A 19,828-nucleotide genomic window follows, 5' to 3' on the forward strand; every position below is an offset into this window, starting at 1 on the left:
GATCCACTGCGTCGCGCACGCCGCTACGACAGACGCAACCGCCGTTGCGTCTGTCGTTCGTTGGCGGTCCCGGGGCCAGCCCGGTGCGGGCTTACGTGCGAGCAGTGGGAGTGGGGCGGGGCGATACGGCGCGCGGCACCGCTTCGTACGCTGGCCATTGACCGACCGTGCGCATGGCCTCGGCGATGCGGTTGCGCTGGCGCTTGACGATGAAGTCCACGCCACGTTCTTCGGTCAGTTTTGTCTTCTCGCGGACCAGCAGCAACGTCGGCTCCCACACGGCGGGCTGCTGCAGCAACGCGTCGAAGGCGGTGCGCTCGGCGAGTGCAGCCGTGTCGTCACCTGCATCCTGCGCCACCAGTGCAAGTGCGCGGTGCACGTCCAGCAGCGGTGCAGCTTCGCTGCGTAACGCCTCGTCGGCGAACAGTGCAGCCAGTGCGTTGCCATCGGCAAAGCGCCTGGCCTGCTGCATGAAATGCTCCAGTTGCAGCTCTGCCAGCACCGGCTGCAAGGTCTGGTCGACATCGTTGCCCAGCTTGGCCAGGCCGTAGTCGGCCCAGCGCTCCCACTGGGTGCGGACCAGGCGCTCGAACGCGGCGAATTGCGCGAAGTCGGTTGCGCGGTCGCTGCGGACCGCATCGATCTCACCACCGAACTGGAACAGCGTGCAGAACGCGGTGGCCACGTCCGCGTTCACTTCGGCCACATAGCCGGCATCGAGTGCCGAGAGCGTGGTGCTGGCCGCAGGCGTTGCCGATGCGCCTCCGTGTCGATGCTGGGCAAGCGCCAATTGCACGCCGGCCGTCAGGCGTGCGGCCGCTTCCACCCGGCGTGCGGCGGTGGCGTCGCAGTAGTGCGTGGTCATGTAGCCGGCCACGGTCGTCGATGTCCAGCCGAGGTCCTGGCGCGACTTGACGCCGAGCCCCAGCGCACCGCCCGCGCGGCGGCCGTGCGCATCGCCTGCACGCAGGCCGGCGCTGACGCTGGCGCTGCATTCGGTGCCCTGGCTGACGCGTGCGGCCTGGTCGATCAGCCCGACGCTGGCGTCCGGATGCTCGGCCAGCAATGCCTGCATCCAGTCCGCGCCGGGGGGCTGTGCGGAAGGATCGGGCGTTGCGCGGCGTACCAGATGCTCCAGCATGCGCAAAAATGCCTGCAGCAGCTCCGGCTCGCGTCCCTTGCCCAACCGGGGGATACGGAGCTGCAGGCCGTCTTCCACGCCGGCCTCGCGCCGATAGCGCCAGTCCACGGCGGCCGACACCCCGGCTGCCGCGTAGTCGCTTTCCACATCGATGCCATAGCCGACAGTCAGGCCCGCACCGAGCTGGCGCTGCGTCGCGGATTGGCGGCTGATCTGCAGGTACAGGCCGGTACGTCCCATGTAGAACTCCAGCGAGGCATCGCGATTGCACTGCATGCTGGCGATCAGTCGTGTACCCAGGCCGAACGCAGACCCTGCAATCGCAGCTGCCGCCGAAAGCGGTGCGAGATTGGCGCCCCAGGTCTGTTGGCAGGTCATCCGCCAGCGGTCGCGCCATTCCAGGTGCGAGAGCATGTCGCGCAGCAGGTCCAGCAATGCCTCAGGGTGAGCCAGGGCGCCGGCACCGGTCTGCTTCATCAACTGCAAGGTCTTGTCGACGGCGGCGTCGAAATGCGCCAGGCAGTCCTGCGCATGTGCGAGCCACAACGTGGCCTGTGGCGAGGGATCGCCTGCTTGCGGCTCCGCCGCTTGCTCTGCGTGCTCCGCCCGCACCGTAGACAGGCAGGTGCGCAACAGATCGAACGCGGCTGGCGCGGTGCAGCGACCGCTCCGCACCTGCTCCCAGGCACGCCGCAATCCTTCCGGTGGTGCTGCCTGCACCGCTGCACCGCCCGGGGCTCGGGATGCCTGCGCCTGACGGTGGTTGTGCAGCGCTGCGGCACGTTCGGCGATGCGTGCAAGGGTGGCGGCATCGAAGACCACGCAACTGCGGTCCACGTCCTCATCGACCCATTGCAGCAGCTCGGCCGCCGCCTGCCAGTGCAGCTCGGCCTGTGATGGAACACTGCCCTGCGGTCGGGCCGCATGCAATGCGCCCAGGTAGCCGGCCAAGGCAGCCGCGGCGTGCTCCAGGGCCAGGTTGGCGCGTCGACGCGGTGTCGGCAGTGCGGTGGCCGATGCGACCTCAAGCCCCTCCGACAAGGCCTGCAGTGGATTGGGAGCGCTCGCGTGTGTGCCGGCAGGATGCGGCGAGGTGGCAGTGCGCACCGCCTCGCCGAACGCCTGCAGGTGGGCGTTTGCGCGCGCATACGCCGAATCGGGAGCACGCGACTCGTAGCCATTGCGCAGCGCATGGTAGGCCGCACGTTCGTCGCTGCTGCAGGTGCGCAACGCATCTGCCGGGTCGGCCGCGTGCAGGGCGACACCGGCGGCGCGCCGCGCACCGCTCAGCCAGCACCGCGTGGCGGCATGGTCCACAGGTGCGGCGCGCAGCAGCGCATCGGCCCGCAACGCAATGCGCGCGATGTCCTGGCGGCCGGGGTCGGCGGCACGCTCGTGGCGTGCCCGGATCAACTGGCCCAGTACCTGACGGCCGCGTGGCACACGTCCCAGGGTCTCCATCCAATGCGTTGTCGCCGCCTCGATCGCTGCGCGGGCAATGGCGGAGTGCTCGCCCATCGTCGTGCCCGGCGGGTCTCCTGGCCGTTCCGGATCGGCGGGGATCAGCGCGCTCCAGGTGCTGTCGTGGACACGGTCGAAGGTGGCCAACAGCAGCGCCGCGGCGTCAGCGCGGTTGTCGCCGAGCACACCGGCCACTGCCGCGCGCAGCGCGCCGAGCGCGATGGCCACGATCCCCGCTGCAGGCACCGCCTGGTCTGCGAAACGCGTGGTGGACAGCCCGCTCGCCCAGGACGACAAGCGGTTGCGCAATGCGGTGGCCGCGGCGGCATCGGTTGTGCTGGAGGCGGTCTGCGCGATCTGCGCGGCAATCAGTGCGTCCGACGCGGCCCGCAGCGCCTGGCTGGCGCGCAGATCGTCGGCCGCCGCGCGGTCAACCTCCTCCTCGAGCGATTGCGTGAGATCCGCCAGGGCCGGCAGCAGTGCACGCAACGCGTCGGCGCGCGCAGCGGTCTCGAACAGGTCGCCGGCCACGATGAGTGCTGACTGCAGCGCCTGTGCCAGTGTGGTGTCGAGGTTGGCGGCGCGCGCTTCCAGGCGCTGCAGCAAGGTCTGTTGTTTCTCGCGCAGGGCGGACAGGTGCTGCGCGTGCTGGTGCTGCTTGCGGATGCGCTCCAGCTCGGCTTCGTGCTTGAGCAGGTCACGCAAGCGCGGTCGGCGCTCGTTTGCAGCGGGCGCGGGCATGGCCGTGAGCTGGTCCAGTTGCTGCTGCAGCTGTTGCTCGGTGCGCGCCAGGCGCTCGCTGCAGCTGGCGATGTGCTTGCGGAGCAGCGTATTCCAGGTGGCCAGCACCTGTTGGCGTTTGCGGGTGGCGTTGGCACGGTCGGCCAGGCGCGGTGCGCGTCTGGCCTGCAGGCTTGTGTCCTGCTCCAGGCGATCGATATGCAGCACCACCAGGCGCTCAAGCGCTGCGGCCTTGCGCACGGCGATCCGGGCGTCGCTTAGCCGTTGCGAGGCGGCGAATGTCGCTGTCTGCAAAGGAGCGAGCGTGTGCCAGTGGCCCGGCTCTGCCCGAGCGGGCGGTGCAGGCTGCGCAGATGTGCCCTGGTAGCGCAGCAGGCGCGTATGGTCGGGAGTGGCCTGCCGGGCGATGCCCACCGCCGTGCCGGCGAGCCGGGCGAGCTTCTGCAACGACTTCCGCACGCCCCGCAGCCTGCCTGTCTCGCGTGGCGCAGGCGCGCCCCGTCCGGTGTCGGCAGCAGCTGCGGTGTAGCGATACACCCGTGCGGCCACATCCAGCTCTGCAGCGCGTGCTTCGGACTCGGCCGCTGGCCCATCCAGTTGATGCAGTCGGTGATGGGCCTGCTTGTGCGGCGACGGCGTACCCGCATGCGCCGCGCCATGGCTGTTGCCAGGCAGCCCGAATGTCAGGGTGGAAGGGCGGATACGGGTCACGCTCGACACCTCGCATGTGGACCTCGACACCACCGGGCGCGCTCGACGCACAGCAACGGTGCAGGGTGTGATCAGCCGCTGTAGGCCTTATGGCCGATGCGTGTCGCGCCGATGGCCTGGGACGCGTTGGGAGCAATCACCTCGTCGGGCGCATCGGTCTTCAGGTTTGCCAACGCCACCGTCGCGCCTGGCGCGTCGGTGCGGAACACTGCTTCCTTGACCTGATTGAACTCGCAGTTTTCCACTTGAAGGCTCGTATTGATATCGGCATGCCCACCGTTGGTGCGGAAGACCTTGCTGGCACCCTCGACGGTGTCACCCGACATCACCACGTCGGCAGCACCGTTGTCCTGCACGACCTTGTCTGCGGCATTCTTGAACGTGCAATTGATGATCTCGACCTTCGGCCGGCCGCTGACCTCAGCGCTACAACCTGCAATTCCCGCATCATGCTCGCGGTTGCCCTGGCCATCGATGGTGACCGCATCCTCGCTGACATCTTCGTTGACGCAGTTGACCATCTTGCCGCTGCCCATGAAATGCACCCCGTCGCCGCCGCCCGTCATGTTGACGTTGCAGAGGCAGCCGCCGTCCTCGACGACGAACAACGGTTGCTGGTGCTCGTCCTGATCGCCTTTGCCCAGGCAGGGGCCGCCGATATAGGTCTGATTCTTGCCGTCGAACACCTCGCCCTTATGCACCACGATGGGCTTGTTCTGTACGCCGGGCGGTGCGGTGACGACCTTGCCGGGAGGCAGGGGTGCTTGCGTGCCGTTGGCGCTGGGCGTTACCGGCTGGCCGGTGCCAGGCGGCGTTGCCGGTTGACCCGGGTTGCTGTGGGATGCGCCGTTGCCGGCTCCTGTTCCGCTGGTGCTTCCGTTGCCCTTGTTGGTGTTGCTGCCATTGCCGCCGCTGCCATTGCCAGTCCCGCTGCCGTGTTGTCCGCCGGGGTTGGTGGAACTCGGCGGGTTCGATGGCGGCATCGAGGGCGTCGGATTGGGGGTGGTCGGTGACTGACCGTCACTGGATGGCTGATCCTGTGACTGCAGCATGTCGCTAAGCACGCGTTGCATGCAGTACGCCAGCATGCTCATGATCACCGCGGTAAGGGCTTGTTGCTGCGACAGGGAGAACGAGGACGGCTGCAAGCTCGCAGTGGTGTGTGAGGGGATGGCGAGATTCATTGGCGAGTGTCCTTGCGAGTGATGAATGGCGTAAGAAATCCTGCGAGATGGAATGACGGCGCGACAGCGTGGCGATGTGACCCAGCGCAGCGGATGCGCAAGGCTCCGATCAGCGTGCTGCTGAGTCGTGCCTGCCTCGCTGCAGGCATCAGCTTGCATGCACGGCCGAGCACCTCAGGCGCGTAGCCACAGATAATTCCCCGTCGCGATTCCTTCAAACATTTCGTCGTGTGCAATGAAGATATTGTTGTTCCAGTAACGGCCATGCTCGGCGTAGTGGGCGAGCAGATCGCAGATCCATGCGCCGTCGACGTCGTCGTCCAGCGGAACGCGCACGATCAGCACGATCACGCCGGCATCGTTCAATCCCAGTTGCGCCTGGTCCTGCGCGTACACCGAGAGGTTGGCTTCCAGCAATAGCCGGAAGACCGTCAAGCTGCGTCCCGCAGGAGCAAGGCCGTAGCAGATGCGTAGATACAGCGCTTCTTCTTCCGGCGCTTGCTGTGCTTCATCGTCGGTCTGGGCTGCAGGCATGTGCAGATAGACTTCAAACCCGTCCACCCACAGCACGCGTTTGCTGAGCACCGTCTGCACATCCGGCAGGTCCAGTGCTTCGCACATCTGCTGGACGATCGCTTCGAATCGGGTGCTGCTCATCTGTCGTACGACATGCGCAGGGCCATGCATCGGCCCTGCGTCATGTCAGGGCCCATTACTGGCCAACCAGCTGCTTCGCGTTGTCGCCAGCCTTGCCGATGAATTTGTTGAGCGCTACGTTGAAGTCAAGTTCGTTCTTCTTCTCGGTCAGGTAGTTGTTCATGCGCTCCTGTGCGGAGGCTGAATGGCCAATGCCACCCATCAGACTATCCATCTGATTGTCTGAAGTCTGGCTGCTCATATGATTGTCGTATCTGCTTGAAAAGTCCGATTTAAACAGATCCCCGCCCTGGCCCAATCGCGGCCCAATCGATTGTAAATCCGACATAGAAATACTCCTCAGCTAAAGGTGAAGTAACGTGGAGCGCCTGTCGGCGCGTTTTGCTTGACCAACGTGGCCAAGGAACTCGATGATCAAGGCATGCTGGCAATGTGCGCGACGATGTCGCGTGCGGCGTTGATGCCGTCGTGCAAGACGGTGAAATTGTTGCGCGTAGCCTGATCGCTCGCTGCAGACCAGTGCACACGGAGTTGTTGCGCTGTCGTGTGCAGCGCTGCATCGATGTTGCGCAGTCGCTCACCGGAGAGATCCTCCGCCTTGGTCTGCAAGATCTTGCTCATATCCTGGGTGACCGTGTGGGTCATGGCATCGAACATGGTGCGGTTCTCATGGCGCCGCGTGCTGCGGCAGGGAAGTCAGGTGCTTGGTGCCGTCCGGGGTCTCGACGTAATGCAACCCGTCGGCGAGCAGCGCGGCGTCGTAATTGGCGGGCGGTTTTACCGAAGGGTCCTGCTGGGTGATGTCCACATGCAGCTTGCGGACATCCGGGCCCAGATCGCTGCGTAGATCGGCGATCCTTCGGATTGCGCGCTCCGCGTTGTCGCTGCTGCCGGCGATGGAGAACACGCCTTGACCGTCGTAGCGAACGTTCAGATCGCGGTCGGCCAAGGTATCGCGCAGGGTTGCCAGCACCTCATCCACCACCAGCACATCGACCGTGACCGCATGTTGGTACCGGTGCAGTTGTACGCGCAGGCGTGCCGCATCCGCGCTGCTCGCCACCAAACCCTCGACGCGCACGCGCGTACCGACCTGTTCCACGCGCGCTTCGCGCAAGCCCAGCCGTTTCAGCACGGACCGGACCTGGTTGAGCTGGTTGTCCTGGCTGCGCGCGGGAGCGGCATCGGAGAGAAATGCCGGTAGCAGGGAGGGCAGCAGCGCTGCGGCGGCCAGCGCTAGCATGGCGCCCACCACTGCGCGCAGCGCAGTGCGCCTGGACTTGCGTGGTGGGGGTGTTGCCGGCGTCGCGGCTGGAGACAGCAACCGCTCCAGCAGCGCCACATCGTCCGGCCAATCGGCAGCAGCCCCGCCGACGCAGAGCACCAACGGACCAAAACGCACTGGATGCAGCGCAACAAACGGTGTCGTTGGCAACGCGTCGCTGCGATAACGAGCTTGACCATCTGCATCCACCTCGATGATGAGCGGGCCATCAGGCCAGTCTTCGATCCGGATCTCGGCCTGGGGATCGGCGCCTAACGTGTAGCTGCCTGGCTGCAAATCTAATCGCGCGCCGGCGTGTATTCCCGTCAGTATGCGAAGTTGCATGATCATGCACGAATCCCCTGAGCGGCCCCGTCTTGGTGTTCCATCAGTAGCGTGTTCAAACGTGTGACGCCACGCGCACAATCAGCGGGTCTGCGCGGCTTTCCCGCGCTGATCAGCATCAGCGGCAGCAGCAGGTTGTAGCTGCGCAGCGCCGGTGTGGGCTCCGGTTGCGCGCGCACCATCTCCACCAGGCGTTGGCGCAAGGTGTCGACGCTTTCGGACAAGGTGCTCGCCTGGACCGATTGCAGGTGCTCGCGCATCAACATCCAGACCATGGTGGTCAGCGATGCGGCGACCGGATGGGCAATGCCGATGTCACGCAACTCCATGAACGCGGCGGTGAGGGCGTGCCGTCTGACCGTCTGGTCGGCGGCGCGCGTTGCCGCATAGCGATCGATGACGGCCTGGACACCCGCACGCACATCCTCGTCCCAGTGTAACGGCGAGGCGCTTGGCCACGTCCCTGCGTGCGGATCGCCGGCATGTGGGCGACCACCGGCGCCATGCTGATCGTCCTGACGTTGTCCCTGCTCCTGGGGCTGAGCGACTGCGATGCTGACGCGGCCGCGTAGCGCCGACACGCGCGCCGCTTCGGCATCTTCCTGGTCGGTGGCGTCGAGTTCGTCGTCCATGCCATCCAGCGACCGCATGCCACGGCGCCGCCTGCGTGGCGGAGCGGGGCGCAGACGGGGGGCATGATGCGGCGTATCCGCCAGCGGCTGCGCGCCAGCTCCCGGCGCATCGGCATGGTGATGCGGGGCGCCGGGCGTGGTCGGCAGCGACGGCGGCACAGCGCCTGGGGAAATGCGCCGGATCATGGAAAGGCCGCCTGCATCAGCGCCTGGCCGAACTGCATGATCGCCGAGGCGCCCCAGGGCGCGGTGACCGCAATGGCAGCCACCACCACCACCAGCTTGAGCGCAAACGAAATCGACGCATCCTGCAACGACATCACTGCCTGCATGAAGGCAATCAGCAAGCCGGCAAGCGCGGCGACGCCGACCACGGGCAACGACACCTTGAGGCACAGCAACAAGGCTTCGGAGGTGAACCGCACCAGATCGTCATGGTCCATGGCGTCACCGATAACTCAAGACCAGGCCGTGGATCAGCATGGACCAGCCATCCAGCGCCACGAACAGCAGCAATTTGAACGGAATGGCCACGTTGGTCGGCGTCACCTGCGAAAGACCCATCGCCATCAACGCATTGGCCACCACCAGATCGATCACGATGAAGACCAGATACAGCAGAAATCCGATGCGGAACGCCTCGGTCAGCTCGCTGAGCGTGAATGCCGGTGCCAGCACGAGCAGATCGTCCGGCTTGAGCGTGTCGGCCTTGTCCTTGGGCCAGATCTGCTGCGCCGAGCGCATGAAAAAGGCCTTTTCGCGCTCGCGCGTGTGCTTGAGCAGGAACTGCCGAAACGGTTCGCGGCAGGCGTCGAGCAGCACCACCACGCGGCTGTTGTCGGCACCGGGACTGTAGTTCTGCGCGGCCTTGAACGCCTCCATGCCCACCGGCGCCATCACAAAGCACGACACCAGCAACGCAACACCGTTGAGCACCATGTTGGGCGGCACCTGCTGCACACCGATGGCATTGCGCAGCAAGCCGAGCACGACCACGATCTTGGTGTAGGAGGTGACCACCATCGCTGCGAAGGGCAGCAAGCCCAGCATGATGACCACCAGCAGCAGCGAGCCGACATCAGGCATCTGCATGTGGAGTCTCCGACATGCTGAAGATCTGCACGCCGAGATGTTCGCCCACCGCCAGCAGCCTGCCGATGCCGATGGTCTGGCCATAGACGACAAGACGGATGTCGGCCTGGTCCACCGGCACCGACAGTTCGAGGATCTGGCCGGGCTGCAGGCCCGACAGCACCGACAGCGACAGCGCAAGTTGGTCCACTTCCAGTTGGACAGGCAGCTCCAGTGCCGCCACATCGGTGGTGGACTGCGAGGGATCGGACTCGGGCGTATCGTGCTGCATGGCGGGGGCGGTCTCCAGAATCATCTGTTGCGGGTTCAGGTGCACCGGTGCGCGCAACACCGCACCTCCGGGGATGCCCCAGAGCAACTCGCCGCTGCGCACCGGGGCCGGGCCAAGCGCGTGCAGCAGCACATCGCCCGGGCGTAGCGACTGCAGCAGCGTCGCCGCCGCCGTGCGCCGGCCAATGCGCAGGCGCGTGCTCAGCCGCAGTGCGCTCAGCCAGGCCGGCAGTGGCGATGGTGTCGCCAGCGCAGCGGTCGCGGTGTGCAGCGCGGCAAGCAGCAATGGGCTGGCGGTCTCCGCGATCGCGTCGATGTCGCCGAGGGCGATGCCGATGTCGAGGCAATTGGCCGCGTCCGCGCAGCGCTCGAAGGCGACGACCTCGGCAGCGCCCAGTCCGAGCGGTGCGAAGGCGCGCAGCGCATCGCTCAACAGCACACCGGCGATCGCGGTGCGCAGGGCGGCATCGGCTTCGTTCAACAGCAGCGCCAGGCCGTCGCGTGCGGCGATCCGCAACTCCAGGGTGCCGCTATCGAACTGCAGCTGCAGGCGCGCCGCTTCCGCGGCCCGGATGCCGCGGCGTTGCGCGGTAAAGCCGCAGCGGCGTGCGGTACGCGGGTCGCACAGGATTCTGCCGAGCTGCGCGCGCGCAGCAGGCACGTGGGTCAGCGCTTGCGACAAGTCGCGTGCCGTTGGCGTCGGGCTCGGCTCGGTTGACAAAGCGGGGTCCCTCGATATGGCTGTTCTGCATGTGCGGCGCTAGACGACCTCGATGCTGATCTGCAGCGTGTCGCTGAGCGCGGCCTTCAATGCGGTATCCAGACGCTTTCTTCCATTGCAAAGTACCTCGTGCGTCTCGGGCGAGCCGCTGTCGAAGCGAAGCGATAGCTGGTCTGGCGAAAGCCGCAAGAACAGCGTGGTCTGCGGCAGGATGTCGTGGTTGATCTCCAGCCACGCCTCCCAGATCCCTGCGCCGCGCACCGGCGTGGCATTGCAGAATTCGGCCACCCGCAGCGCGATGTGGTGGATGGCCATCTGCGCGCGTTGGGTGCGGATCCACTCGGCGGCGATCTGCCGACCCAAGGCGTCGCTGTCGTCGCCTCGCGCGATCTGTCCACGATTGCCGTCATCCAGGCAGGGGGGCGCGCTTGGCAGCGGCGCTGGGGCTTGGCTGTCGCTGGCAGCATCCGCATCCTCTGGCAGCGGCGGAGCGTCGTCGCCATCCTCCGGCACCACCATGTCCGGCAATCCGCGCAGCACGCTGCTCAGGCGTCGGCGCAGTTGCATGAAGCTGACACGCTGCGTTGCACGCACCGGTGTGGGCGCTGCGTGCGGCGGCAACGGTGCACCGGCGATCGGCAGGATGCGCACATGGCGGACCGGTGGCTTGCGCATCAGGCCACCACTCTGCCGATCGGCTGCAGCTGCACCTCTGCGCCCAGTTCCTGGAACGAATAGACCTCCAGCCAGTTCAGGCGCGCCTCGATCATGCGGCGCACATAACGCCGCACGTCCATCGATGCGACCACCGCCAGTGGATGCTGTGCCTGATCTGCGACGATGCGCTCCACCTGCTCGACCAACTGGTTGGCCTGCTCCGGTGGCAGGGCCAGGAAATTACCCGCCGGCGTGGCGCGAATCGACTGCCGGATCAATTGTTCCACCGCGTGGTCGAGCATCACCGCAGGCAGCTGCCCAGTGCCTGCGGTCGCAGTGTGCGCAAGATAGCGGCCGAGATCGCAGCGCACATACTCGGTCAGCATCAGCAGGTCCTTTTCCTTCGGTCCCCACACCACCAGGCTTTCCAGGATGCTCTTGATGTTGCGCACCGGGATGCGTTCTTCCAGCAGCCGCCGCAACACATCGGCGATGCGCTGGGCGGGCATGGCCTTGTTGACCTCTGCAACCAGCCCGGGATAGTCCGCGCTTACCTGTTCCAGCATCCACTGTGTTTCCTGGATGCCGACGAACAGATGCGCGCGTGCACGCAGCGGTGCGATCGCCTGTTGGGCCAGCGCCTTCTGCAGGTCTGCGGTATCGCTCAAGGCACTGCGGGTTTCCGGGACGTCGTGGATCAGCACTTCGTACTGCAGGTCCTGCAGGGCGTCGCTTTGCCAGATCGCAATGCCCGGAAACGGCAGGCCCAGCAGTTCCACCAACTGCCGGCGTTCGCACTCGATCGCCTGGTCCAGCAGTGCCGGGTCGAGCCGCGCAGCCAGTTGCGGAGACAGCCGCATCGACAGGGGCGAGGCGAAATCCGGCGCGCTCTTGCGGATGTGCGGTGCATCGCCCTTGGCGCCCTTGCGGCTGGTGGATGGCAGCGTGGGCTGATCGCTGCCGCTGACATCGCGTTGCTTGCGCCAGATCGTATAGCCGCCTGCGCCAACTGCCGCCGCCAGCAGCAGGAACAGCACCGCAGGAAATCCCGGAACGAACGCAAAGCACGCCAGCAGCACGCTCGCCGCCATCAAGGCGCGCGCATTGCCGGTGAGCTGGCGGCCGATCTCGAGCCCGAGCGAGCTGGTCTTGGCCTCGTTCTCGTTGGCGACGCGGGTGATCATGACGCCGGCCGCCACCGAGATCAGCAGCGAGGCGATCTGCGAGACCATTGCATCGCCCACCGACAGGATTGCAAAGCGGTTGGCGGCCTCGCCTGCGCTCATGCCGTGGTAGGTCACGCCCACCACGATGCCGGCCAGGATGTTCACCATGGTGATCACCAGGCCGGCGATGGCGTCGCCCTTGACGAATTTCATGGCGCCATCCATGCCACCGTGCAGTTGACTCTCGATCGCCAGCCGCGCGCGTTTGCTGCGTGCCTCGTCTGCGCTCAGGTTGCCGCCGCGCAGGTCGGCATCGATGCTCATCTGCTTGCCGGGCATCGCGTCCAGGGTGAAGCGCGCACCGACTTCTGCCACGCGCTCGGAACCCTTGGCGATCACGATGAACTGCACCGTGGTGATGATCAGGAACACTACCAGGCCCACCACCAGGTTGCCGCCGACCACCAGCTCGCCAAAGCTCTCGATGATGTGACCGGCCTCGGCATGCAGCAGGATCGATTTTGTCGACGCGATGTTCAACGACAGCCGCAGCAGCGTGGTGAACAGCAGCAACGAGGGAAACGACGACAGCGAGATCGAGTCGGGTACATACATCGTGACCATCAGCAACACCACGCTCAGGGTGATGTTGATGCCCAGCAGCGTGTCGATGAGCGGGGTGGGCAGCGGCAGGATCATCAAGCCGATGACCGCCACCACCAAGGCAGCGATCGCCACTTCTCCGGTGTATGCGAAATACCGTGTCAGGCGCATGCGATCTCCTAGCAGGGCAGCGGACCGCTGCCGTCATCGTTGTCGCGGCCCAGCTCGTCGACCCAGCGCAGCACCACCGCCACCGTTTCGAACAGTGATTCGGGAACCGCCTCGCCCAGTTCGACCTGATGCAGCGCACGCGCCAATGGCGGGTTCGCCACAATCGGAATGCCCTGGTTGTGCGCGTGGGCACGCAGTTCCAGCGCACCGTCGTCCACACCCTTGGCCACCACTTGCGGCAGACCGAAGCCATCCGGTTCATAGGCCAGCGCGACGGCGTAATGGGTCGGGTTGACCACCATCACCTTGGCCTTGGCGAGGCGCTCGCGCGGGTCGCCGAAGACCAGTTCCTTGGCGAATTCCTTGCGCTTTCCCTTCAATTCCGGATCGCCTTCGCTGTCCTTGTGTTCGCGTTTCTGCTCGTCCTTGCTCATGCGTTTGTCGCGAATGAACAGCCAGTGCTGCACGCTCCAGTCCGCCGCGCCGACCAGCACGAATACCAGCACCGCCAGGGCGCACAGGATGCCCAGCGCACGCCAGCCGATCTGGGCGATGTCGGCCGTTGGCTGGTAGGCGAGCCCGATGATCGTCGGCATCAGTGCGCGCAGGCCGTACCACAGCACCACGCCGATCACCGCGGCCTTGATGCCCAATTTCAGCAGGTTGATGAGACTTCGCAACGAAAAGAGTTTTTTGACCCCGTTGACGGGATTGAGCGAATCGAACTTGGGCGTGACCGGTTTGAGCGAGGCATTGAGCCCGGTCTGCAGAAAGCTGCCGATCAATCCTGCGGCCAGGCATGCGACCACGAAGGGCAGCGTCAGCCACACGCCCTGGACGCCGATGCGACCGAGTGCACGGTGCAAGGCGGTGGCATCGCGTGTATTGGCGCTGAAATTGAAGCCGATCGACATCAAGGCGCGCAGGTGTTCGACGAAATAACTGCCCGCCAGTTTCATCACCAACAACGCGGCCAGCAGGACGGCGGCGGCAGTGACGTCCGGGCTGACCGGCACTTCCCCATCCCTGCGCGCATCCTGCAGTTTTTTTTCTGTCGGCTTCTCGGTCTTCTCATCCGACATGGCGATCTCCGGCCGCGGTTGCTGCACGCCGATTCTGGTTGAGCCATCGGCAGGCGATCCGCTTCCAGGGCGAACGTGTGCATGGGTGGACGAAGCACACTGTGTTTGTTCGCGATGGTATTCCGATGTTCGCTTCTGAAGAGCCTTGGTTGGCGCCGACGCGTACGTTACGCACGCATGCTGTCCACAGCCATTGAATGACGAGGTGCGGTATGGAAAAGATGGAATGTCCCGGTTCGGTCGTGAGTGGGTTGATCGAACTGATCACGGTGGGGCTGACGCACGAGAAACTCGAAGAGGCCGCAGCGGTACTGGCCGCGGTGCGGGTGCTGCGGCCGGAGCTGAAGGCGCTGGATACCTTCGATGCCTGGATCGCGATCAAGCGTGGCAGTTATCTGGAGGGTGCGCGCCTGTTGCGTGAGCTGGAGGCCGATGCCGGCTCCAAGCCACTGTGCAAGGCCTTGTACGCGTGCTGCCTGTTTGCGGTGGGCGACGCCTCGTGGCATGGCATTGCAGACAGCCTGATCGAAGAGGACGCCGATGCCGACGCTGTTGGCCTGGTCAAGGCGCTGTCAGGACGCTACACGCCGGCACCCATGCAAGCGGAATCGGCAACCGAATCCGCCGCGCCGATGGAAGTTCCCAACGCGCAGTATCTGCGCGCCTGACCCGGACGTTACTCAGCCTGCGGAACATGCCATGACGCTCATTCCTCCTGTTGCCCCGATCACCGCCAGTTCCGGCCTGTCCACGCCCGCGATATCGCCGACGGCAGCGCCGAACCAGGCGCTCGTCAACCGCTTCCAGGCGCTGATGCAATCCTCCAGCCCGCTGCCGCCTGCCATGCAGCGCGTGGGAGAGCCCAGCATGGTGAGCCGGATGGTCGACGTGCAGAACGATGGCGTGCGCACCATCGCCGAGCATATCGATGCCTTCAGCATGCAGGCGCCGACCATGGGCCTGCAGGAAATGGCCTCGCAACAAATGAAGCTGATGCACGAGCTGACCATGGTCGGCTTCAACCTCAATGTCAGCGTCGGCGTGGCGCAGTCGGGCAAGAACGCCGTGCAAACCCTGTTCAAGAACCAATAGCATGCGAATGCTCAGATATCTGGTGGTGTTGCTGCTGGCACTGCTGCTGTCTGGCTGCGACCAGCAGCTGTATTCCGGGCTGACCGAGAACGACGCCAACGAGATGCTCGCCGTGCTGCTGACCGCCGATGTGGATGCGGAAAAGCGCACGCCCGACGACGGCAAGACCTGGGCGATCAACGCGCCGCATGACCAGGTGGCGTACGCGTTGCAGGTGCTGCGCGCGCATGGCATGCCGCACGCGCGGCACGCCAATCTCGGCGAGATGTTCAAGAAGGACGGCCTGATCTCCACACCCACCGAAGAACGCGTGCGCTTCATCTACGGCGTGTCGCAGCAGCTGTCGCAGACCCTGTCGAATATCGATGGGGTGATCGCGGCCGACGTGGAGATCGTGCTTCCCAACAACGACCCGCTGTCCACCTCGGTCAAACCCTCCAGCGCCGCGGTGTTCATCAAGTTTCGCGTCGGTAGCGATCTGACCAGCCTGGTGCCCAGCATCAAGACGCTGGTGATGCACAGCGTGGAAGGACTGACCTACGAGAACGTCAGCGTCACGCTGGTGCCAGGCGGGGCGGAAAGCGATGCGCAGCTCTCCACATCGGCGCCCCCACGCGCCTGGGCGTGGCCATGGCTGGCCGGATGCGCGCTGGCGCTGTGCGTGGCGGTCGGTGCAGCAGCGCTGTACTGGTGGCCGAGCACCGATGCACGCCGCTGGGGCGGCTGGCAGCGCCTGCGCGCGTTGTCCAGAAAACCTGCTGGGTGAGGCCGGCCGATGGACAAGGCACGCATCGACAACGCGGCACGGTGGCTTCAACGATGGGCGGCTGCGGTGCGTGCCCTGGCGCAATCGCTGGAGGCAGAGCGGGTGGCGCACTGGCTGGGTCCGGTCGCTGCGTTGGGCTGGGAACGCGCGCCTGCGCAGCGCCGTGTGCGCGTGGTCCAGGCCTGGGCGGGATGCTCGCGCATGCAGGTCTCTGCGCTGGATTCGCCGGCCAACCGGCTGGTCGTGCTGGCGCCCGACCTGCTCGCCAAGGTATTTATGAGCCGCGCGTTGTTTTCGCGCGCACTGGCGCTGCGCCGCTGCATCGAGCGCGAGCGCCTGAGCTGGTTCGAGCAGCGAGTGGGGCCGGCGGTACTTGAGCATGTGCGCCATCGCGCGGTCACCGGCATGACAGCGCCACTGTTGCCGCGCGATGCCGACCAGGCGGCATGGGTCGGCGATGGCTGGCGTCGCCTGGCGGCCGATGGGGCCTGGCCCGACCCGTGCATCGCCAAAGTGATCGCGCTGTCCTTGCCGCTGGGCGCTGCCCAGGTGGCGCCCATCGCTGCAGATGGCGCGAGCGATGCATTCCTGCAGGCGCTTCCCACCTTGTTGCCGGAGCTGCCATGCGTCTGTGGCTGAGGTCCACGCCGGAGGCGGTCGGCCTGGACGGCGACGTCATCCCCCGTGAGGCATTGGCCCGTGTGCTGGAACTGGACGCCGCGACTGCACAGGTGCACGCGCGGTGCGCGCAGACGCTGGCGGACGCCCAAACGCGTGCGCAGGCGCTGATCGACGATGCGCAGCAGCAAGCCGAGGCGATCCTCGACGATGCCCGGGACAAGGCCGAACGCAGCGCACGGTTGGGCTATGCCGCCGGGCTGCGCCGTCAGCTCGACACGTGGAACGAGCGCGGCGTGCGGCATGCCTTCGCGGCCGAGGATGCCGCACGGCGCGCACGCGAGCGTCTGGCCGGGATCGTCGCGCATGCCTGCGCACAGGTCCTGCACGGGCACGACCCCGCTGCGCTGTACGCACGCGCCGCCCAGGCGCTGGACGGCGCCCTGGACGAGGCCAGGGCCTTAAGGGTGAGCGTGCATCCGGATGCGCTGGACGACGCGCGGCGCGCCTTCGATACGGCCGCGGCGGCCGCAGGCTGGCCCATGCCGGTGGAACTGTGCGGCGACGCGGGTCTGGCCCTGGGCGCCTGCGTGTGCGAATGGGATACCGGCGTGTTCGAGGCCGATCTGCACGATCAGCTACGCAGCATCCAGCGGGTGATCCGCCGCGTCCTGGCCGCGCCACAGGCGGTGCCGGATGACTGCTGAGCTGCCGGTGCTGGAGGCAACGCTCGAGCGCGAATTGGCTGCGCTGGCCTTCGGTCGTCGCTACGGCAAGGTGGTCGAGGTGATCGGCACCATGCTCAAGGTCGCCGGGGTGCAGGTCAGCCTGGGCGAGGTGTGCGAGTTGCGCCAGCGCGACGGCACGCTGCTGCAGCGTGCCGAGGTGGTGGGTTTCAGCCGCAATCTCGCATTGCTGGCGCCGTTCGGCGAACTGGTGGGCTTGTCGCGCGAGACGCGCGTGATCGGATCGGGCCACCCATTGGCGGTGCCGGTCGGGTCGGCGTTGCTGGGACGCGTGCTCGATGGCCTGGGCGAGCCGGCGGACGGCCAGGGGCCGCTCGCCGACGACGGCTGGGTCCGGATCCAGGCGCAGGCGCCGGATCCGATGCGCCGGCGCCTGATCGAACAACCGATGCCGACCGGCGTGCGCATCGTCGATGGCCTGATGACGCTGGGCGAAGGCCAGCGCATGGGCATCTTCGCCGCAGCAGGCGTCGGCAAGAGCACCTTGATGGGAATGTTCGCGCGCGGCACGCAGTGCGATGTCAATGTGATCGTGCTGATCGGCGAACGCGGACGCGAAGTGCGTGAATTCATCGAGATGATTCTTGGCCAGGATGGTCTGGCGCGCAGCGTGGTGGTGTGCGCCACCTCCGATCGCTCCTCCATCGAGCGCGCCAAGGCCGCCTATGTCGGCACCGCCATCGCCGAGTATTTTCGCGATCAGGGCATGCGCGTTCTGCTGATGATGGACTCGCTGACGCGCTTTGCCCGCGCGCAACGCGAGATCGGTCTGGCCGCCGGCGAGCCGCCCACGCGTCGTGGATTTCCGCCATCGGTGTTCGCCGAGCTGCCCCGCCTGCTCGAACGTGCCGGCATGGGCGAGACCGGCTCGATCACCGCGTTTTACACCGTGCTGGCCGAGGACGATACCGGCAGCGATCCGATCGCCGAAGAAGTGCGCGGCATCCTGGATGGCCATCTGATTCTGTCGCGCGAGATCGCCGCCAAGAACCAGTACCCGGCCATCGATGTGCTGGGAAGCCTGAGCCGGGTGATGAGCCAGATCGTGTCTGCCGAGCAACGCCAGTACGCCGGCCAGCTGCGGCGTCTGCTGGCCAAGTACAACGAGGTGGAAACCTTGCTGCAGGTCGGCGAATACCGCCAGGGCAGCGACGCGGTCGCCGACGAGGCGATCGCCAGGATCGATGCCATTCGCGACTTCCTCAGCCAGCCCACCGATCAGCTCAGCGACTATGACACCACCCTGGAGCAGCTTGCCGGCGTGATCGACGATGCGTGAGCATGCCGGCACCTGGACCACGTTGCAGCAGCTGAAGACGCGCCGTCATGAACGGATGCAGGACCGTCTGAGCGACTGCAGGCGTGCGCTGGCGCAGTGCGACCGCGAATGCGCCAGTTGCAGTCAGGAGGCCAGCGCCTGCACCGCGCGTCTGGCCGCGTTCGATGCCACGCTGGCCGACAGGGCCGGCGCGGGCGAGCCGATCGGCATCGAGGCGATCCTGCAGCACCAGCGCTTCCGCGCCGTGCTGGAAGAGCGTTGCCGCGCCGCAGAGCAGGCGCTGGTCGCAGCGACGCAGGCGTTGCAGAACGCACGCGACGAGGCCGCAGTGGTGCAACAGGCCGTGAGCAAGCTGCAGGCGCAGGCGCAGATGTATGCGGAAAACGCCGCCAGCGCGCAGCGTGCCTGGCAAGCCCAACGCGAAGCGGCCGAGGAGGACGACGCGATCGAGGTGTTGGTCGGGCTGCGCTTGCATCGTGCCGCGCGCGGAGTGGGGCAATGAACGACACCGCCACCGCGCTGCTGGCGCTGTCATCCCAGGGCGTGTCGCTGCTGACCCTGCTGGCGTTGTGCGGAGTGCGTGTGTTCGTGATGTTCTTCGTGCTGCCGGCCACGGCGCAGGACAGTCTTCCGGGAATGGCGCGCAACGGCGTGATCTATGTGCTCAGTTCCTTCATCGCCTACGGACAGCCGGCCGATGCGCTGGCCAGGATCGAAGCGACCGGCCTGGTGGGCCTGGTATTCAAGGAAGCCTTCATCGGCCTGCTGATCGGGTTTGCCGCATCCACGGTGTTCTGGGTTGCCGAGAGCGTGGGCCTGCTCATCGACGATGTGTCCGGCTACAACAACGTCCAGATGACCAACCCGCTGAGCGGCGAGCAGAGTACGCCGGTGTCCACGGTGTTGATGCAGCTGGCGATCGTGTCCTTCTACGCGCTGGGCGGCATGCTGATGCTGCTCGGTGCGCTGTTCGAATCGTTCCGTTGGTGGCCGCTGAGCCAGCTCACGCCGGACATGGGAGCGGTCGCCGAGTCCTTCGTCATCCAGCAGACCGACGACATGATGACCGCAATGGTCAAGCTGTCTGCGCCGGTGATGTTGGTGCTGGTGCTGGTGGATCTGGCCATCGGCTTTGTGGCCCGCGCCGCCGACAAGCTGGAACCATCGAACCTGAGCCAGCCGATCCGTGGGGTACTGGCATTGCTGCTGCTCGCATTGCTGACCAGCGTGTTCATTACGCAATCCGGTGACGCACTCGGCTTCCTCCATTTCCAGCAGCAGTTGCACGATGCCGCCAACATCGGCGGCAAAGGGGGCGCCGCGAATTGATCATTGTTGAGACATCCACTGCCGTGCGCTGCCTACACTGACCGCACGCGCCACCGATGCACTGCCCGACGCCGTGTCTGCAGCCCGGCTGCACGCGGCA

At 66.1% G+C, this 19,828-nt stretch carries 21 protein-coding genes; 8 read left to right on the plus strand and 13 right to left on the minus strand.

Annotated elements, in window-relative coordinates:
- Positions 1-91: 91 nt before the first annotated feature.
- The 13 genes from xopZ to sctU all read right to left on the minus strand — a co-directional run bounded on the left by xopZ (position 92) and on the right by sctU (position 13,898).
- Positions 92-4,054, minus strand: a complete 3,963-nt coding sequence (gene xopZ, locus EO141_RS00435; protein ID WP_127168244.1) for a XopZ family type III secretion system effector — start codon at positions 4,052-4,054, stop codon at positions 92-94.
- Between the two features lie 71 nt (positions 4,055-4,125).
- Positions 4,126-5,238, minus strand: coding sequence for a pectate lyase (locus EO141_RS00440; RefSeq protein WP_164738986.1), 1,113 nt, complete (start codon positions 5,236-5,238; stop codon positions 4,126-4,128).
- A gap of 174 nt (positions 5,239-5,412) precedes the next feature.
- The gene (locus EO141_RS00445) at positions 5,413-5,895 is read right to left on the minus strand and encodes a CesT family type III secretion system chaperone (protein ID WP_126944838.1); all 483 of its coding nucleotides are present in this window, start codon (positions 5,893-5,895) and stop codon (positions 5,413-5,415) included.
- Between the two features lie 55 nt (positions 5,896-5,950).
- A complete protein-coding gene (gene hrpE, locus EO141_RS00450) occupies positions 5,951-6,223 on the minus strand; it encodes an HrpE family protein (RefSeq protein WP_104583492.1) in 273 nt (90 codons plus the stop codon).
- An 86-nt stretch (positions 6,224-6,309) separates the two neighbouring features.
- On the minus strand, positions 6,310-6,552 hold the full coding sequence (gene hrpD6, locus EO141_RS00455; RefSeq protein WP_126944754.1) for an HrpD6 family protein: 243 nt from the start codon (positions 6,550-6,552) through the stop codon (positions 6,310-6,312).
- A 10-nt stretch (positions 6,553-6,562) separates the two neighbouring features.
- Positions 6,563-7,510, minus strand: coding sequence for an HrpD5 family protein (gene hrpD5 / locus EO141_RS00460; protein ID WP_127168245.1), 948 nt, complete (start codon positions 7,508-7,510; stop codon positions 6,563-6,565).
- Entirely contained in the window at positions 7,507-8,322 is an 816-nt protein-coding gene (locus EO141_RS00465) for a 4-hydroxyphenylacetate catabolism regulator HpaA (protein ID WP_127168246.1), read from the minus strand. The genes hrpD5 and EO141_RS00465 overlap by 4 nt, the downstream gene beginning before the upstream one ends.
- A complete protein-coding gene (gene sctS, locus EO141_RS00470) occupies positions 8,319-8,579 on the minus strand; it encodes a type III secretion system export apparatus subunit SctS (RefSeq protein WP_127168247.1) in 261 nt (86 codons plus the stop codon). The genes EO141_RS00465 and sctS overlap by 4 nt, the downstream gene beginning before the upstream one ends.
- A gap of 4 nt (positions 8,580-8,583) precedes the next feature.
- Positions 8,584-9,228 (minus strand): type III secretion system export apparatus subunit SctR, encoded by a 645-nt coding sequence (sctR, locus tag EO141_RS00475; RefSeq protein WP_104583496.1) that lies wholly within the window; start codon positions 9,226-9,228, stop codon positions 8,584-8,586.
- The gene (gene sctQ, locus EO141_RS00480; protein WP_164739005.1) at positions 9,215-10,168 is read right to left on the minus strand and encodes a type III secretion system cytoplasmic ring protein SctQ; all 954 of its coding nucleotides are present in this window, start codon (positions 10,166-10,168) and stop codon (positions 9,215-9,217) included. The genes sctR and sctQ overlap by 14 nt, the downstream gene beginning before the upstream one ends.
- Before the next feature lie 90 nt (positions 10,169-10,258).
- On the minus strand, positions 10,259-10,894 hold the full coding sequence (sctP, locus tag EO141_RS00485; RefSeq protein WP_164738987.1) for a type III secretion system protein SctP: 636 nt from the start codon (positions 10,892-10,894) through the stop codon (positions 10,259-10,261).
- Positions 10,894-12,816: an FHIPEP family type III secretion protein gene (locus tag EO141_RS00490; protein ID WP_115675791.1), complete on the minus strand. Its 1,923-nt coding sequence runs from the start codon at positions 12,814-12,816 to the stop codon at positions 10,894-10,896. The genes sctP and EO141_RS00490 overlap by 1 nt, the downstream gene beginning before the upstream one ends.
- Before the next feature lie 8 nt (positions 12,817-12,824).
- Positions 12,825-13,898 carry a type III secretion system export apparatus subunit SctU gene (sctU, locus tag EO141_RS00495; protein ID WP_127168248.1) on the minus strand — a complete coding sequence of 358 codons (1,074 nt, stop codon included), beginning with the start codon at positions 13,896-13,898 and terminating at the stop codon, positions 12,825-12,827.
- A gap of 212 nt (positions 13,899-14,110) precedes the next feature.
- Here sctU and EO141_RS00500 point away from each other — a divergent pair, with 212 nt between their 5' ends.
- The 8 genes from EO141_RS00500 to sctT are packed head-to-tail and all read left to right on the plus strand — an operon-like array spanning position 14,111 to position 19,728.
- Entirely contained in the window at positions 14,111-14,566 is a 456-nt protein-coding gene (locus EO141_RS00500) for an HrpB1 family type III secretion system apparatus protein (protein WP_126944772.1), read from the plus strand.
- Between the two features lie 31 nt (positions 14,567-14,597).
- The gene (locus EO141_RS00505) at positions 14,598-14,990 is read left to right on the plus strand and encodes a type III secretion protein HrpB2 (protein WP_104583499.1); all 393 of its coding nucleotides are present in this window, start codon (positions 14,598-14,600) and stop codon (positions 14,988-14,990) included.
- 1 nt (position 14,991) lies between these two features.
- A complete protein-coding gene (gene sctJ / locus EO141_RS00510) occupies positions 14,992-15,756 on the plus strand; it encodes a type III secretion inner membrane ring lipoprotein SctJ (RefSeq protein ID WP_127168249.1) in 765 nt (254 codons plus the stop codon).
- 9 nt (positions 15,757-15,765) lie between these two features.
- Positions 15,766-16,395, plus strand: a complete 630-nt coding sequence (locus EO141_RS00515; protein WP_127168250.1) for a type III secretion protein HrpB4 — start codon at positions 15,766-15,768, stop codon at positions 16,393-16,395.
- Positions 16,380-17,081: a type III secretion system stator protein SctL gene (gene sctL / locus EO141_RS00520; protein WP_126944923.1), complete on the plus strand. Its 702-nt coding sequence runs from the start codon at positions 16,380-16,382 to the stop codon at positions 17,079-17,081. The genes EO141_RS00515 and sctL overlap by 16 nt, the downstream gene beginning before the upstream one ends.
- A complete protein-coding gene (gene sctN, locus EO141_RS00525; RefSeq protein ID WP_127168251.1) occupies positions 17,071-18,399 on the plus strand; it encodes a type III secretion system ATPase SctN in 1,329 nt (442 codons plus the stop codon). Before sctL ends, sctN begins: the two co-directional genes overlap by 11 nt.
- Positions 18,392-18,901, plus strand: coding sequence for a type III secretion protein HrpB7 (locus EO141_RS00530; protein ID WP_127168252.1), 510 nt, complete (start codon positions 18,392-18,394; stop codon positions 18,899-18,901). The genes sctN and EO141_RS00530 overlap by 8 nt, the downstream gene beginning before the upstream one ends.
- Positions 18,898-19,728 (plus strand): type III secretion system export apparatus subunit SctT, encoded by an 831-nt coding sequence (sctT, locus tag EO141_RS00535; RefSeq protein WP_104583505.1) that lies wholly within the window; start codon positions 18,898-18,900, stop codon positions 19,726-19,728. The genes EO141_RS00530 and sctT overlap by 4 nt, the downstream gene beginning before the upstream one ends.
- The last annotated feature ends 100 nt before the right edge of the window (positions 19,729-19,828 follow it).

Origin of the sequence: Xanthomonas sp. BRIP62415 (assembly GCF_003993515.1) — a bacterium.
GTDB classification, from domain to species: domain Bacteria; phylum Pseudomonadota; class Gammaproteobacteria; order Xanthomonadales; family Xanthomonadaceae; genus Xanthomonas; species Xanthomonas euroxanthea.

What these genes read in the sequence shown, in the direction of transcription:
- sctS (WP_127168247.1), bottom strand. Translation starts at nt 8,579, where the DNA reads ATGGACCATGACGATCTGGTGCGGTTCACCTCCGAAGCCTTGTTGCTG.
- hrpE (WP_104583492.1), bottom strand. Translation starts at nt 6,223, where the DNA reads ATGTCGGATTTACAATCGATTGGGCCGCGATTGGGCCAGGGCGGGGAT.
- sctN (WP_127168251.1), top strand. Translation starts at nt 17,071, where the DNA reads ATGACTGCTGAGCTGCCGGTGCTGGAGGCAACGCTCGAGCGCGAATTG.
- EO141_RS00440 (WP_164738986.1), bottom strand. Translation starts at nt 5,238, where the DNA reads ATGAATCTCGCCATCCCCTCACACACCACTGCGAGCTTGCAGCCGTCC.
- sctP (WP_164738987.1), bottom strand. Translation starts at nt 10,894, where the DNA reads ATGCGCAAGCCACCGGTCCGCCATGTGCGCATCCTGCCGATCGCCGGT.
- sctR (WP_104583496.1), bottom strand. Translation starts at nt 9,228, where the DNA reads ATGCAGATGCCTGATGTCGGCTCGCTGCTGCTGGTGGTCATCATGCTG.
- EO141_RS00505 (WP_104583499.1), top strand. Translation starts at nt 14,598, where the DNA reads ATGACGCTCATTCCTCCTGTTGCCCCGATCACCGCCAGTTCCGGCCTG.
- EO141_RS00490 (WP_115675791.1), bottom strand. Translation starts at nt 12,816, where the DNA reads ATGCGCCTGACACGGTATTTCGCATACACCGGAGAAGTGGCGATCGCT.
- sctT (WP_104583505.1), top strand. Translation starts at nt 18,898, where the DNA reads ATGAACGACACCGCCACCGCGCTGCTGGCGCTGTCATCCCAGGGCGTG.
- EO141_RS00515 (WP_127168250.1), top strand. Translation starts at nt 15,766, where the DNA reads ATGGACAAGGCACGCATCGACAACGCGGCACGGTGGCTTCAACGATGG.
- sctL (WP_126944923.1), top strand. Translation starts at nt 16,380, where the DNA reads ATGCGTCTGTGGCTGAGGTCCACGCCGGAGGCGGTCGGCCTGGACGGC.
- EO141_RS00445 (WP_126944838.1), bottom strand. Translation starts at nt 5,895, where the DNA reads ATGAGCAGCACCCGATTCGAAGCGATCGTCCAGCAGATGTGCGAAGCA.
- EO141_RS00500 (WP_126944772.1), top strand. Translation starts at nt 14,111, where the DNA reads ATGGAAAAGATGGAATGTCCCGGTTCGGTCGTGAGTGGGTTGATCGAA.
- EO141_RS00465 (WP_127168246.1), bottom strand. Translation starts at nt 8,322, where the DNA reads ATGATCCGGCGCATTTCCCCAGGCGCTGTGCCGCCGTCGCTGCCGACC.
- hrpD5 (WP_127168245.1), bottom strand. Translation starts at nt 7,510, where the DNA reads ATGATCATGCAACTTCGCATACTGACGGGAATACACGCCGGCGCGCGA.
- sctJ (WP_127168249.1), top strand. Translation starts at nt 14,992, where the DNA reads ATGCGAATGCTCAGATATCTGGTGGTGTTGCTGCTGGCACTGCTGCTG.
- EO141_RS00530 (WP_127168252.1), top strand. Translation starts at nt 18,392, where the DNA reads ATGCGTGAGCATGCCGGCACCTGGACCACGTTGCAGCAGCTGAAGACG.
- hrpD6 (WP_126944754.1), bottom strand. Translation starts at nt 6,552, where the DNA reads ATGTTCGATGCCATGACCCACACGGTCACCCAGGATATGAGCAAGATC.
- sctU (WP_127168248.1), bottom strand. Translation starts at nt 13,898, where the DNA reads ATGTCGGATGAGAAGACCGAGAAGCCGACAGAAAAAAAACTGCAGGAT.